16 protein-coding genes are annotated in these 13701 nt (G+C 62.8%); 7 read left to right on the top strand and 9 right to left on the bottom strand.

The annotated features are described in order from the left end of the window. Positions 1 to 10 precede the first annotated feature (10 nt). Together FGL65_RS01775 and FGL65_RS01770 are read left to right on the top strand one after the other, a co-directional pair. Positions 11 to 856 (top strand): DMT family transporter, encoded by an 846-nt coding sequence (locus FGL65_RS01775; RefSeq protein ID WP_147819303.1) that lies wholly within the window; start codon positions 11 to 13, stop codon positions 854 to 856. Then, positions 853 to 1749, top strand: coding sequence for a DMT family transporter (locus FGL65_RS01770; RefSeq protein ID WP_147819301.1), 897 nt, complete (start codon positions 853 to 855; stop codon positions 1747 to 1749). The genes FGL65_RS01775 and FGL65_RS01770 overlap by 4 nt, the downstream gene beginning before the upstream one ends. Here FGL65_RS01770 and FGL65_RS01765 read toward each other — a convergent pair whose 3' ends face one another. The 3 genes from FGL65_RS01765 to FGL65_RS01755 form a co-directional block, all read right to left on the bottom strand. Continuing rightward, entirely contained in the window at positions 1750 to 2493 is a 744-nt protein-coding gene (locus FGL65_RS01765) for a substrate-binding periplasmic protein (RefSeq protein ID WP_187170492.1), read from the bottom strand. A gap of 57 nt (positions 2494 to 2550) precedes the next feature. Then, entirely contained in the window at positions 2551 to 3285 is a 735-nt protein-coding gene (locus tag FGL65_RS01760; protein ID WP_147819297.1) for a substrate-binding periplasmic protein, read from the bottom strand. 86 nt (positions 3286 to 3371) lie between these two features. Beyond that, complete coding sequence (locus FGL65_RS01755) at positions 3372 to 4127, bottom strand: type 2 periplasmic-binding domain-containing protein (RefSeq protein ID WP_147819295.1); 756 nt, start codon at positions 4125 to 4127, stop codon at positions 3372 to 3374. A gap of 129 nt (positions 4128 to 4256) precedes the next feature. Here FGL65_RS01755 and FGL65_RS01750 point away from each other — a divergent pair, with 129 nt between their 5' ends. Further along, positions 4257 to 4970, top strand: coding sequence for a glycosyltransferase (locus tag FGL65_RS01750; protein WP_147819293.1), 714 nt, complete (start codon positions 4257 to 4259; stop codon positions 4968 to 4970). Between the two features lie 62 nt (positions 4971 to 5032). Here FGL65_RS01750 and FGL65_RS01745 read toward each other — a convergent pair whose 3' ends face one another. Continuing rightward, on the bottom strand, positions 5033 to 5332 hold the full coding sequence (locus FGL65_RS01745; RefSeq protein WP_147819291.1) for a hypothetical protein: 300 nt from the start codon (positions 5330 to 5332) through the stop codon (positions 5033 to 5035). A gap of 167 nt (positions 5333 to 5499) precedes the next feature. Between FGL65_RS01745 and FGL65_RS01740 the strand changes: the two genes are divergently transcribed. Further along, a complete protein-coding gene (locus tag FGL65_RS01740; protein WP_147819289.1) occupies positions 5500 to 7032 on the top strand; it encodes a YifB family Mg chelatase-like AAA ATPase in 1533 nt (510 codons plus the stop codon). An 82-nt stretch (positions 7033 to 7114) separates the two neighbouring features. On the opposite strand, the gene dtd is transcribed toward FGL65_RS01740, so the two are convergent. The 4 genes from dtd to FGL65_RS01720 form a co-directional block, all read right to left on the bottom strand. After that, positions 7115 to 7579 (bottom strand): D-aminoacyl-tRNA deacylase, encoded by a 465-nt coding sequence (gene dtd, locus FGL65_RS01735; RefSeq protein ID WP_147819287.1) that lies wholly within the window; start codon positions 7577 to 7579, stop codon positions 7115 to 7117. Then, complete coding sequence (gene queD / locus FGL65_RS01730) at positions 7579 to 7959, bottom strand: 6-carboxytetrahydropterin synthase QueD (RefSeq protein ID WP_147819285.1); 381 nt, start codon at positions 7957 to 7959, stop codon at positions 7579 to 7581. The genes dtd and queD overlap by 1 nt, the downstream gene beginning before the upstream one ends. A 152-nt stretch (positions 7960 to 8111) precedes the next feature. Next, positions 8112 to 8462: a nucleotide pyrophosphohydrolase gene (locus FGL65_RS01725; protein ID WP_147819283.1), complete on the bottom strand. Its 351-nt coding sequence runs from the start codon at positions 8460 to 8462 to the stop codon at positions 8112 to 8114. 66 nt (positions 8463 to 8528) lie between these two features. Further along, complete coding sequence (locus FGL65_RS01720) at positions 8529 to 9086, bottom strand: hypothetical protein (protein ID WP_147819280.1); 558 nt, start codon at positions 9084 to 9086, stop codon at positions 8529 to 8531. Between the two features lie 85 nt (positions 9087 to 9171). On the opposite strand from FGL65_RS01720, the gene sppA reads away from it, so the two are divergent. Beyond that, positions 9172 to 10140, top strand: a complete 969-nt coding sequence (gene sppA, locus FGL65_RS01715; RefSeq protein ID WP_147819278.1) for a signal peptide peptidase SppA — start codon at positions 9172 to 9174, stop codon at positions 10138 to 10140. A 193-nt stretch (positions 10141 to 10333) separates the two neighbouring features. Then, positions 10334 to 10990: a 16S rRNA (guanine(527)-N(7))-methyltransferase RsmG gene (locus FGL65_RS01710; protein ID WP_147819276.1), complete on the top strand. Its 657-nt coding sequence runs from the start codon at positions 10334 to 10336 to the stop codon at positions 10988 to 10990. A gap of 109 nt (positions 10991 to 11099) precedes the next feature. Here FGL65_RS01710 and FGL65_RS01705 read toward each other — a convergent pair whose 3' ends face one another. Further along, positions 11100 to 12212, bottom strand: coding sequence for an acyltransferase family protein (locus FGL65_RS01705; protein ID WP_187170491.1), 1113 nt, complete (start codon positions 12210 to 12212; stop codon positions 11100 to 11102). Positions 12213 to 12631: 419 nt separating this feature from the next. On the opposite strand from FGL65_RS01705, the gene FGL65_RS01700 reads away from it, so the two are divergent. Further along, a complete protein-coding gene (locus FGL65_RS01700; protein WP_147819272.1) occupies positions 12632 to 13657 on the top strand; it encodes a MerR family transcriptional regulator in 1026 nt (341 codons plus the stop codon). Positions 13658 to 13701 lie beyond the last annotated feature (44 nt).

Raw genomic sequence — 13701 nt, 5'->3', positions numbered from 1 at the left:
CGGAATCCCTGTGCAGGAAAACACCAAAGCCGCGCTGCTCATGGCGGCCACTGCCCTGATCTGGAGCTCGGGCGGGCTGGCCATCAAGCTGGTGGAGCTGAATCCCATGGCCCTCACCGGCGTGCGCAGCCTGCTCTCCGCGCTCACCCTGGCCGCGCTTTTTCGCGGCCGCCTCGATTTTTCCCTTTCCGGCGCGCGCGTGGGCGCGGCCCTGGGCTATGCGGGCCTGCTCATCACCAATGTGGCGGCCACCAAGCTGACCACCTCGGCCAACGCCATCCTGCTGGCCTACACCGCGCCCGTGTACGTGGCGCTCCTGGCCCCGTTTTTCCTGGGTGAGAAGACGCGGCGCGCGGACTGGGCGTTCATCGCCGTTGTCCTGGGCGGCATGGTGCTCTTCTTCCTGGATAGGCTTTCGCCCACCGGGCTGTGGGGCAACCTCGTGGCCATCGGCACGGGAATCTCCTATGCCTGCTTCACCCTGTGCATGCGCGCCCAGCGTTGTTCCTCGCCCGTGGAATCGGTTATCCTGGGGCACGGCATAACCGCCCTGGCGGGCCTGCCGTTCCTTGCGCAGGGGCTGCCCGACGCCTCGGGCTGGCTGGGGCTGGCCTACCTGGGCGTCCTGCAGCAGGGCGTGTCCCTGGCGCTCTATGTCTGGGCCATCAGGCGGCTCGGCGCGCTGGAGGCCATCCTGATCATGACGCTCGAGCCCATCTTCAATCCGGTCTGGGTGGCCCTGGGATACGGGGAGGTGCCGGGACCGTGGGCCGTCGCCGGCGGCGTGGTGGTCGTGGGGGCCGTGACCCTGCGCGGCGTTGCCGGGGCCGTGCGCGGCACAAGGGAGGCGCAATGAGCAAGAGGGGATTTCTGCATGGAACCGTGTTCGGGGTGCTCTGCGCCCTGGCCTCCACCATGATCTGGTCCGGCAACTTCATCATCGCCCGGGGGCTCAACGCCATGACCCCGCCCGTGACCCTGGCCTTCATGCGCTGGACCGTGGCCTGCGCGGCGGTTTCCCTTTTCGCGCTTCCGGCCATCCGCAGGGACTGGCCCGTCCTGCGCGCCCATCTCGGGTACATGGTCGTCACCTCGCTTCTGGGCGTCACCGTTTTCAACACGCTCATCTACGTGGGCGGGCGCACCACCGTGGCCATGAACCTGGCGCTCATCTCCACGGCCTTTCCCATCTTCATCATCCTTCTGGCGCGCCTCTTCCTGGGGGAGCCGATCACCCTGCGGCGGGTTCTGGGCGTGGCCCTGGCCGTGGGCGGCATCACCACCCTGGTGGTCCGGGGCGACTTCATGCGTCTGGTGAACATGACCTTTGCCGTGGGCGACATGTGGATGCTTTTCGCGGCCTTCCTCTTCGCGGTCTACAGCATCCTGATCCGGCGCAAGCCGCCCGAGCTGGGGCAGACCGCCTTTCTGGGCTTCACCTTCTACTGCGGCTGGCTGATGATCATACCGTGGATGCTCTGGGAGCAGAGCTCGGCGAGCTGGCCGGCCATGAACCTTCCGGTGGTGGGCTCGGTGCTCTATATCGGGCTGGGGGCCTCGCTGGTCGCCTATTTCACCTGGAACAGGGCCGTGGCGCTCATCGGACCGTCCCGGGCGGGCTTCATCTACTACTGCCTGCCGGTCTTCACCGGGACATGGGCCTGGCTGCTCCTGGGCGAGCCCGTCACGCTTCTGCACGCGGGCACCGGGGTGTGTATCCTGACGGGAATCTACATTGCCACGAAATAGCTATTCCGGTTCGGACAGCTCGTCCGGGACCATGTCCGCGAACTGCCCGGCCAGCCGTTTCATGGAGCCGTCCCTGTGCATGGAGCGCAGTACGTTTGAAAAGAGCGGGACCAGGTCGGCGTGCTTCCTGTGCAGCGAAAGGTAGATGTCCCTTGTCGCAATGGGCGGGGAGGCCAGGATGTCCTGAAGGCCGAGGTCCCGGACAATGGAGAGCCCGATGGACCGGGGCATGATGATGGCGTCGAGCCGGTCCTGTTCGAGCAGCTGAAAGGCTTTGGCCGGGTCGCTGAAGCTGCGGAAGGGGACCCCCGCCTCTCCGGCCAGCACGGAAACGGTATTCTGGCCCCGCATCACGCCCACGCGCAGGCCCGCCAGGGAATCCCATGAGGGCTTCAATTTTCTGTATTCCTTGGAGAAAAAGACAATGGACATTCTGGCGATGGGAACCGGGACCTGCACCAGGTTCGGGTAGCCCCGGATCGCCTCTGCCGAGCGGGCCCCGCTGGCGTCCAGGTTCCCGTTGTTCGCCTCTTCAAGGTCGCGGAGCATGGGATAGATCACGAAAGTGGAGCTCACGTTCGCCCGAGTGCAGGCTTCGCTCAGGATGGCCATGAGCTCGGCGGGTTTGCACTGCTCGGCCTTGTAGCAGGGCACGCCGATGCGCAATGACTGCTGCGCAAGGGCGGGGGGAGGCGCAAGAAGCGCCCAGAGCAAAAGGCAGAGGATGGCATACCGCATGGTCAAACGGTACTGCCCGGAAGAGGGGGCCGCCATTATTATATGGGGCCGGGGCGGGGAGTGTCAGTCTTCTGCGGTGATGGGCGGCGTCAGGGCGTTGAACCTGCCCAGGAGCAGCGCATAGCTGCCGTCGCGGAGCATGTCCCGGAAGGCCCGGGCCATCTTCGGGGCCAGGTCCGCGTGTCTTTCGTGGAGCACGAAATAGGTGTAGCCCTCAAGGTTCAGGGGAGATTCCACGACCTTGTCCAGGACCGCTTCCCGCAGGTGCAGGATGCCGAAATTCTTTTCGTAGACCATGGCGTCCAGCCGGCCCGCCTGGAGCATGCGGAAACCGTTGCCCCCGTTGTTGAGGTCGTAGATGCGGATGCCCCGCTTCATGGCCTCGATGCGGGGCGGCAGGTCCCCGCGCACGATTCCCAGGGTGCGCCCGGCAAGGTCATCCCAGGATTTCACCGTGCCGATCTTCGCGTTGCTGAAGACGCCGTAGGAGATCCGGGCCATGGGCTGGGGCACGGTCACCAGGTTGTCGAATTCCTCCACCTCCACCTTGAAATGGGCGGCCACCCCGTCCACATCGCCCTGGCTGACATCCAGCAGGCTCCGGGACAGGGGGAGATAGACGATTCGCATCTTCACGCCCATGCGCCGGAAGGTCTCCTGCAGCAGGTTTCTGATCTCGGGGTTGTCCCTGGCGTTTTCCTCGGTGTCGTTGATGCCCACCACGAAGTCCGTTGCGTGGGAGGGGGCGGGCGCAAGCAGCAGGCAGCCGAGAAGGAGTATGAAAAGGGCACATTTCATAGGGGAATGATACCGGATTTGTCGGAAATGGGAAACCGGTCGGAGGGCGTGGCCGCAGCCTTTCCTTTTCTCCGGGGCCGATGGCGTCAGTACGGCCCTCCGCAGGCCGTGGCGAACCGTTGCAGTATGCCTTCCTCCTTCATCTGCCGGAGCACGGCGGCCAGCCTGGGGGCCAGTTCCTTGTGCCGGGCGTTGAGATAGGCGTGCGCCGTGTGGGATTCCAGGGTCCCAGCCTCATGGATGGGGGTCTCGGCGAATTCGGAGGCGCTTATGGTTTCCTTCACCCCCTGTTGCGGCCCGACAAAGACATCGACCCGTCCGGACAGGAGCATGCGGAGGCCTATGTTGGTATTGTTGACGACATGTATGCGCAGGTCGTCGTAGTCGCCGAATTCCCGCTTCAGCCTGTGCACCCCGCGTGTATAGGCGATGGTGTACCCGGAATTCCGCAAGGTCTTCCAATCGAGCCCGGCAACGCCGGGGAGCGCCGTGTAGGCGCGGAAGCTGTCGTCCAGGTGCGGTTCCGACACCCGTACCAGGGCCGGGTGGTCGTCGCCGTATTCGAAGGTCCGTCCCAGTTCGCCGTCCGAGTGCCCCAGTTCGGCCATGTCGCTGGCGCGCGCGGCTGGGACGTATTCGTAACGCATGGCATAGCCGAGCCGCCGGAAGGCGTCGGTATAGACGGCCTTGAGCCAGCAGCCCATGGGATGATGGACGGGACGGGGGTGCGTCATGACCATGGTTTTCGTGGTGACGCTGCGTTCCTCCGCATAGGTGCGGACGTCTTCTCCTGCGGCCGTGGCGGGCAGGGCCAGGAGGAAAAAAAGGGTGGCAATGTTCAAGAGACGTTTCATGGGCGGAGAGTATAGCGGGCGGCCGCATCATTCAACCATTATCGGCGGCCGTCGGGCGCCGGGCCGGTTGCTCCGCCCCGCCGAAGATGGTAACCCATTGGAAACGCAGGAGCAGGCATGGATTATCATCATTTCATCATCACGCGTTTCAACGTGAACATCTACGACATCGATTTTCCGGCCCGGCTGGAGGAAACCTGGCTGGCCGAACGCTTCGACCTGTTCCAGAAATTCTGCTTTCCCTCCATCCGCGCTCAGCACAACCAGAATTTCACATGGCTGGTGCTTTTCGACGAGCAGACCCCGGCCCGGTACCGGGCGCTGATCAAGGCCTGGTCCAGGTACGAAAACTTTGTGCCCGTGTATTGCGGGGCATTCACGACCATCATGCCCGCCGTGGTGGAGCGCATGAGGGAGATCGCCCCCCATGCGGACTGGTTCCTGAGCACCCGCCTGGATAACGACGACGCCCTGGCCGTGGGGTACGTGCATTGCCTGCAGGGGGTGGTGGCCAATCTCACCGGGGAGCAGTTCGGCGATTCGGACGCCCTATACGTCAATTTCCCCAAGGGGCTGCAGTGGTACAAGGGCGACTATTACGATTTCGAGGATGTGACCAACGCCTTTGTCAGCCTGCTGGAGCGCAGCGACGAGCCGCACACGGTCTTCTGGGTGGACCATCCGTGCATCCATGACGTGGCCCCGGTGGTTCAGGCCGAGACCCGGCCCCTGTGGCTCCAGAACGTGCACGACCTCAACGTCTACAACTACGTGCGCGGCGAAAAGCTGGACCAGGCGGATTTTTCCAAGGCCTTTCCCCATCTGGGATGAGTGGGCACACACGCTGAAAAAAGGGCCGCCTGCATGCAGGCGGCCCTTTCGTTTGTCTGCCGTTACTGGCCCTGGGCGATGGTGACGTTGATGGCGTGAATTTCCTGCACGCAGCGGTCCAGGGTCTGTTGCAGGGCGTCCCGTGGCACTCGCTGCTTGCGTTGCAGGGCGAGCTGGCCGAGGTTGGTCCGGGCGGCCTTGGCGATGGCGATCTTGGGCTTGCCGTCGATCTGTCCCCACATGCTGCCCGATGCGTCGAAGATGAACATCAGGTTGGTTTTGGCCCGGGCCGTTCCCGGTCCGGCCAAAAAGACGAACGCCGCGAACAGCAGGGCGAACGCGAGGAATGTGGCTTTGCGCATACTCTCTCCCCTTCTGGAGTCTGTTTGTAAGGTTTCCCATTCCATACAACGCCGTACGGTTTTGTCGATATTCATTTTTTTCCTGCATGGTTACAAAATCTTCCGCCTTTACAGGCGGCAACGCCTATACTACATAGGTAAACGTATATTATTCCAAGGAGCCATACGTGATCGCCACCGCCCACTGCGCCGCCCTGCGCGGCATCGACGCCTACCCCGTTCAACTGGAAGTGGATTTCGCCCGGAGCGGATTGCCCGCGTTCACCATGGTCGGCCTCGCCGAAGGCGCGGTCCGAGAATCCAAGGAGCGGGTCTATTCCTCGCTCAAGAATTCCGGTTTCAAGCTGCCCCCCGCCCGCACCACCGTGAACCTTGCGCCCGCCGACATCCGCAAGGAGGGCAGCGCCTACGACCTGCCTCTGGCCATGGGCCTGTTGGGTGCCTCCGGAACCATCGACGCCGAGGACCTGGACGGTTGGTACATGGCGGGCGAACTCTCCCTTTCCGGCGAGCTCAAGCCGGTCAACGGGGTGCTGCCCCTGGCCATCACCTCGGAGAACCGCAAGGCCAGGGGGCTCGTGGTGCCCGAGGCCAACGCGGCCGAAGCGGCGGTGGTGCGCGGCCTGCCCGTGTACGGGCTTCGGAATCTGGCCCAGGTGGTGGGGCTGGTCACGGGCGAGGAGGAATTCGAGCCCGCGCGGCTGGATATCGACACCCTGTGGGGGGAGCGCCAGTCGTTTCTCTATGATTTTTCCGAGGTCAAGGGGCAGGAACACGCCAAGCGGGCCATCGAGATCGCGGCGGCCGGGGCGCACAACCTGCTGTTCATAGGCCCCCCGGGAAGCGGCAAGACCATGCTTTCCCAGCGCATCCCCACGGTGCTTCCGCCCCTGGGGTTCGAGGAGGCCCTGGAGGTGACCAAGATCTATTCCGTTGCCGGGCTGCTGGGCAGCAGGGAGTCCCTGATCGTCACCCGGCCATTCCGCACGCCGCACCATACCATTTCGGACATCGGGCTTATCGGCGGCGGTCGATATCCGCAGCCGGGCGAGGTGAGCCTGGCCCACCGGGGCGTGCTTTTCCTGGACGAGCTGCCCGAGTTCAAGAAGCAGGCCCTGGAGGTCTTGCGCCAGCCCCTGGAGGACGGCGAGGTGTCCATTTCCCGTTCGCTCATGTCCCTGTCCTACCCGGCGAATTTCATGCTCGTGGCGGCCATGAACCCCTGCGCCTGCGGGTATCTCACGGACGACAAGCACACCTGCACCTGCAGCCCGGCCGGGGTGGCCCGCTACCGGGCCAAGCTCTCGGGCCCGCTCCTGGATCGCATCGACCTGCATGTGGACGTGCCCGCCGTGCCGTACGAGGACCTCAAGGAGTCGCGGGGGAGCATGGACTCGTCCACCATGCGCGCACGCATTGTCGCGGCCCGGGAGCTCCAGGCCGAGCGCTATGCGGAGCTGCCCCTGCACACCAATGCCCAGCTCACGGGGTCGGCCCTGGAGGAACATTGCCGCTGCGGCCGGGACGAGCACGGTTTTCTGGAGCAGGCGGTCAAGACCCTGGGGCTGTCGGCCCGGGCCTATACCCGCATCCTGCGCATCGCCCGGACCATCGCGGACCTGGAGGGCGAGGAGCGCATCACGACGCCGCATTTGGCCGAGGCCATCAATTACCGGACCATGGACCGCCAGGCCGGATAGCGCGCCAACAAAAAAACGCCCGGAACCAGTCTGGCTGCCGGGCGGTGCGTTTTTCCGAAGGTTTGGAAAGGGGATTCCCGCTCTATAAATCCTTGGAATCGAGGGTGATGGTCACTGGCCCCCAGTTGGTGAAGTCCAGGAACATCTCGGCCCCGAACACGCCGGTCTCCACCCTGGCCGGGGCGAGCGTGCGCGCGTCGGACACAAAGCGTTCGAACAGGGTGTTGGCCAGCTCGGGCGGGCAGGCGTCCGTGAACGAGGGGCGGCGGCCCTTTTTGCAGTCCGCGTAGAGCGTGAACTGGGAGACAAGGAGCAGGTCGCCGCGGACATCCTTGAGGCTCAGGTTGAACTTGCCGTCGTCGTCCGTGAACACGCGCAGGTTCATGAGCTTGTCCAGCATTCTGGACCACTGCTTGGAAGCGGGAAGATCTTCGCGGTCCTCGCGGCCGAATCCCACCAGCGCCAGAAATCCGGCTTCGGTCTCGGCCACGGTCTTCTGGTCCACGATGACCCGGGCGTCGGTGACGCGCTGGATGACGAGCCGCACTATTCCTCCCAGTAGGTTGCCTTGGAGGAATCCTTTTCCGAGACGCTGACCCAGGCCAGGGCCACGCCTTGCGGCAGGGCGGGCTTGAGCTCGTTGTAGATGAACATGGCGATGTTCTCGGAGGACGGGTTGATCTCGTCGAACGGGGGCACCTGGTTGAGGTGCTTGTGGTCGAGCTGTTCCAGCACCGCCTTGGTGCGTTTCTTCAGCTCCTTGAAATCCATGAGGTAGTGGACCCTGTCGTCCAGCCTGCTGCCTTCCACGCAGACCTCCACCCCGAAGTTGTGGCCGTGCATGTGTTCGCACTTGCCGCCGTAGTTGCGCAGCTGGTGGGCGGCGGAAAAGTCCTGGGTGATGGTTAAACGCCATTTTCCGGGCATAATGTCATCTCCTGAAATATTGATTTTCCGACTGCTCAAAAAGGTTTGGAAGCAAGGCGCAAGAAAAAGACTGGACCGATGCGTATGATACGATACGTGAGGGTCAGGCTTTTTCGCAGTAACGTGGCATACGGGCCTTTTTCAGCAGTCAGCTAGTACTCGTCCCGGCGTTTCAGGCGTCCATGCACCAGCTCCACCGGGTATTTTTTTTCGTTCTTGCGGCACTTGGCGCGGGTCGCCTCCACCAGGTCAAAGCCCAGCTCGTCGGCGATGCGCACCAGGTAGACGAGCACGTCCGCGCATTCTTCCTTGATGTTCTGAAGCTTTTCCGGGGAGGGGGCGCGGCTCTGCTCCTCGCTGAGCCACTGGAGCTGCTCGGCCAGTTCCCCGGCCTCGCCGCACAGGGCCATGGTCAGGTTCTTGGGCGACTGGAAGGCGCTCCAGTCCCGTTCGTCCACAAACCGCCTGATGACTTCTGTCAGTTCCTTGAGTGAATCGCTCATGGCCGCGCATTGTCCGCGCGGCGGACGGGTTTGTCAATGCGCGGGCCATGAGGGGGCCGGCATGTCTTATGGAGTGGGCGGAAGCGGGAACTCAAACATTTCGTTTACCACTTTGCTTTTGCTCATCATATATTCTTTGATTTGCTCCATGGAACTGTCGGGCATGTAAAAACGGCGGGCGTACTGGTAGGAAATTAAGCCCTTTTCGGGTTTGAAATAGCGCCACAGGTTGTGCTCGTAAAAAGAGCTGTCCTCGGGCCATGTGGCAAAGTCCAACACCACATCCTTCTTGTCCTTGCTTTGGAAGACCGCGTTTTTGAAACCTCTTTTTTCCAAGTGGTTGGCAAATGTCGCGGCCCGTTGGAGGGGCGTGAGATCATGCCCTTCCAGCCGGATGGCAAACAGGGTGGTCCACTTTTCCAGCGTTTCGCCTTCTGGGATGTATTCAAGAATATACGGCCCTTTATCGTTGCCTTCCTTGAAGGCGAGGTGGTGTTTTACCCCGGCAAAGGTGATGGTCTCCGGGAAATCGCTCTGCTTGAACTGGGGAACGTCCCCGGCGAAGAGCTGCGAAGCGGTCAGGAGAAGAAGGGCGAGTGCAAAAAAGAGTGTTTTCTTGATCATGGGAACTCCTCGGTGGCATAGTGGTTTCGCCGTGCCTATATGGCCGGGGGCGTATTGTCAATGAAACCACTCGAGTGAGGTCGGAATGAAAAAAATCGTGATATCTTTTCTTATACTCATGCTGGCCGTGGCCGCGGGCTGTTCGCCCAAGTTCAAGCTCTTCACCGGCCAGGCAACCTCGCCGCTCAAGGAAAGCGTGCTCGAGGGCGAGGGCGACGCCAAGATCCTGCTGGTGAACGTCAATGGGTTCCTGGACGACAAGCCCAAGTCCGGGCTGCTGACCTCCAAGCCGGGCTCGGTGCAGGAGCTGGTCAGCAATTTGCGGCTGGCCGAGCAGGACGAGGACATCAAGGGTGTGGTGGTCAAGATCAACTCGCCCGGCGGCACCACCACCGCCAGCGACATCCTCTATCGCGAGCTCATGCGCTACCGGGAAAAGACCGGCAACAAGGTGGTGGCGCTGATGATGGACGTGGCCGCATCGGGCGGCTACTACACGGCCCTGGCCGCGGACAGCATCGTGGCGCACCCCACGACCATCACCGGGTCCGTGGGCGTCATCTTCATGCGGCCCAAGGTGGACGGGCTCATGGAAAAGATCGGCGTGGACGTGGAAATCTCCAAGTCCGGCATGGACAAGGACATGGGCTCGCCGTTCAGGGCCACCACGGACCGCGAACGCAGACTGTTCCAGGAGATCATCGACGACATGGCCGGGCGTTTCTACGCCCTGGTGCAGGAGCGCCGCAACCCGACCCGGGCGGCCATGGACGAGATCAAGACCGCCCGCGTCTTTACGGCCACGCGCGCCCGGGAGCTCGGGCTCATCGACCACGTCGGCTACATGCAGGACGCCTTTGCCGAGGCCCGGAAACTGGCCGGAGTGAGCGAGGCGCGCATCGTCACCTACCGCCGCGACCAATACCCCAACGACAACCCGTACAACACCCTGAGTTCGGCGGATCCGGCCAACCCGGCGCTGGTGAACATGCACATCGAGCATCTCGTTCCCCGGCAGGCCGGTTTCTACTACCTTTGGAGCCCCTCTTACTGATTCACCGTGAGCGGGCCTTTGTTTTGCAAAGGTTCGCTCACAGGAAGGGTTTCCCAAGGGAGGTATCCCCTTGGGCCGCCGGAGGCCTCCCGTTGAAGATTTCGCGCGTGGAGAATCCTGCCCCGTCGATGCACGAACGGTCCGGCTGAGGACTTTGCTGGACGATGAAATTGAAACAGGATAGGACGCCTGCATGCCCAGACCAACCCCGAAAAGTGTCGTGGAAATCCTGCGCGGCCTCGACCTGGAGGCCTCGGACGAGCAGTGCGCCAGACTGGCCGCCTACCTCGAGCTGCTGGAGAAGTGGAACCGCAAGATGAACTTGGTGGGCCCGGCCCGCTGGCCCGAGGTGCTGAAACGGTTGGTGGTGGACAGCATCCATCTGGCCGCCTTCCTGAAAGATCTCGATTTGCCCGCCGACCCCGTGACCCTCGACCTTGGGGCCGGGGCCGGATTGCCCGGCATCCCGCTGCGCATGTTCTGGCAGGCGGGGCAATACTGGCTGGTGGAGGTGCGCCAGAAGCGGTGCGGATTCATGCGTACGGCCCTGGGCCGCCTGGAGTTGCCCGCCACCCATGTCTTCATGGGCCGGGCCGAGGATTCCCCGGCGCATCTGGAGGCCGAGGGGTATGGCCATTGCGCCGACCTGATCCTGAGCAAGGCCTTCATGCCCTGGCGCAAGCTCCTTGATTTTGCCGTGCCCCTGCTGAGTGCTGAGGGCGTCCTGGTCATTCTCTCCAATGACCCGGCTCCGCGGGACCTGCCCGAATCCTGGCGTCTTTTGGGGACTGTTGCGTATCCCGTAATGGGCAAAAATCATCATTTCTGGGCTCTTTCTCAGTCGAAATAGCCCGTTTTCACCCCTGGAATAGTGTTAAACCGGTTTCCGCGCCTGCGGCGGAAGCCGGTTTTTGTTATGTTCCTGCGAAATGCACAGCCGTCCGGGCGGCGTGCGGGGGTTAAAACATCTTCCGCAGCAGCGGAGCCCTGCGCAGCACGCCCGCGCTGAGCATCCAGCTCGCACCGCAGGTCACGGCAAGGGCGACGGCGGCCTTCGTGTAGGCGGACATGTCCGCCCCGAGCAGGAGGTAGGCGGTCCAGTAGGCGATGAGGGCATGCACATAGTAGATGCCGTAGGAGTTGTCCGAGGCCGAAGCCCAGACCCTTCCCCGGGCGTTCACGATGGAGGCGAACAGGGCGATGAATCCCAGCATTGCGCTCAGGCAGTAGATGGTGAAGGCCGGGGCGAGCAGGTCCTTCCTGCCGAACAGCGCGGCTCCGGGCGTGCCGTATCCCAGCTTCACGGCCAGATAGGCCAGGGCGCTCAGGAGGGCCAGGGGCAGCCAGATCCGCTTGCGGGGCATGTAGCCTTCTTCGGTGAACCATCCGTTGCGCCAGGCCCAGACCCCGAGGGCGAAGTAGCCCACGAGCAGGGGAAGGCGCTCGGGCTGGAAGGAAAACAGGTAGCTCACGTACCAGCCGTCCACCGGGAACTGGCGGATGGCCAGATAAAAGGCCAGGCCGGTGCCGGCGATGATGGCCGGGAACAGCGGCAGGGAGGGATTTCGGACCTGCTGGCGCGCGTTTTTCAGGGCGGGCAGTGCCTTGGCGGCCAGGGCAAAGGCGGCAAAGGTCCAGAACAGTATGCTCAGGAACCAGTACACGGACTGTTGAAACGCCTTGGTCCAGAACTCGCCGCCCCAGAAGGTCAGCAGGTCCATGGGCACGTGGCGGGAGAGATAGATCATGTGCGCGGTGGGCGGCGCCAGCAGCAGCACGCCGAGGGCCCAGGGCACGAGCAGCCGCCGGAACTTGGAGCGCATGAATCGTTGTGTGCCCTGGCGCTGCAGGGACGGGAGTGCGAAATAGCCCGCAATGAAGAACATGGCCGGCATGATGGGCACGTCGATGAGGATGACCGCATAGGTGAAGTAGATGGAGGTCTCGGGGTTGATCACGTACCACCAGGACGGGGCGTACATCATGTAGCAGAGGGATACGTGCAGCAGGATGACCGCAAAGATGATGGCGGCGCGCAGGTTGTCCAGGAAATGCAGGCGGTCCTTGTTCACGGCGTTCTCCTTTCGGGTGTGGGTATGCTGTGTCGGCAGGACTCAAGTACCCGCCCTTTCGGTTTGTTGTAAAGGGTTTGGGACTTTTGTTTTCCCGGGGCGAGGGAGGAGCTTCTGCTTGACCTCTAGACTTTTTCAAGATATTTATTATCGGTAAGTTCCCGAAGGTTTTATCTCAAGCCCTGCAAGGGTTTCGATAGGTGACGATTTAACAGGAGGGAAGACGGTGATTCGAGTTTCGCAACCGGGAAAGGAACGCGCGTATGTGGTCCGGCTGGCATTCCAGCCCCTGTTGAAACGCGTTGCCAGGAGCCGCGGGGTTTCCTGCGTCTGGGACCGGCGGCTGCGAACCCGGCCCCGGCGGCTGAAAATGGCCGGTTCCCGTCTGCCCCGCCTTGAACCCATGAAGAGAACACGAAATGTCTGAAACATACACCCATAAAGACCTTGCCCGGCTGTGCGGCGTTTCCGAGACCACCATCAAGAGCTACCGCCGCAAGTTTCCCACGTTCATTCCCGTCCACACCGACGGCAAGCCCATCCGCTTCAAGAAGGAGATGGGCGACGTCTGCCTCAAGATCCGGGAATGCTTCGAGCAGGGCATGTCCATCAATGAAACCTACAAGTTGCTCAAGGGGCAGTTCCAGGAACACCGCCGCAAGGACGCGCCCAAGGCGTCGGCCGGAGCCGGGACGCCGGCCCCCGGCGTTTCCAAGGAGTATCTGGAAAAATTCTTCGAGACCGCCGGGCAGATGATGCACGGCATGGCCCAGCTGGCCACGGCTCAGGCCCGGGCGGACAAGCGGCTGGAAAAGGTGGAAAAGGCCCTGGAGGCCCTGATCACCGCCGAAGACCGTAGCGACGAGGTTTATTCCGCCCTGCTGGAACATCTCAAGGGAGCTCCGGCCGAGAGCTCCAAGCCCAGGAAGGTGGTTAATGTGCGCGGCAGGGAGGGCACCAAGACCTACACCATCGAGGAATCCGCAAAGCCCGCTTCCGAGCCCGAGTCCGATCCGGAACCGGTGCGGGAGCCCGTTGCCCCGGCGCAGGAGCCCGATCCCGCCCCCGAGCAGAAACCCGAGGCCGAGGACCTGCCCAAGCCTTCGGAAACATTCATGGAAACGCCCATCGTCATCCGCAACGAGCAGGGCGAGTTCCTGGGCGTGCCCGGCAGGATTGCCCTGCGCGGGTTCATCGAGGCCGTGGTGGAACAGGGCAAGGAAACCGGCGCCATTCTCAGCAACTGGGAGCGGCGGGATAGGTCCTGGGCCTTTGTCATGAAGAACGCCGAAGGCCGGACGCACGAACTTTTTTTTGGGGGAACCAAAACCCCGCGCGGCAACCTGGTGGTCCTGTTCTGGCGGCTGGACGTGGACGGCGAAGAGACCGCCCCGGAAGCCCTCCAGGAGTTTTTCCGGCAGGTCAAGGACAGGCTTGTCGGATAAGCCGCAATTTTTTACACAGCCTGCCGAGAAATCGGATATGGCCT

It is taken from the genome of Salidesulfovibrio onnuriiensis, from assembly GCF_008001235.1.
GTDB classification, from domain to species: domain Bacteria; phylum Desulfobacterota; class Desulfovibrionia; order Desulfovibrionales; family Desulfovibrionaceae; genus Pseudodesulfovibrio; species Pseudodesulfovibrio onnuriiensis.
The sequence above is the reverse complement of the archived record's forward strand: the minus strand, read 5'-3'. Positions and strand labels throughout refer to the sequence as shown.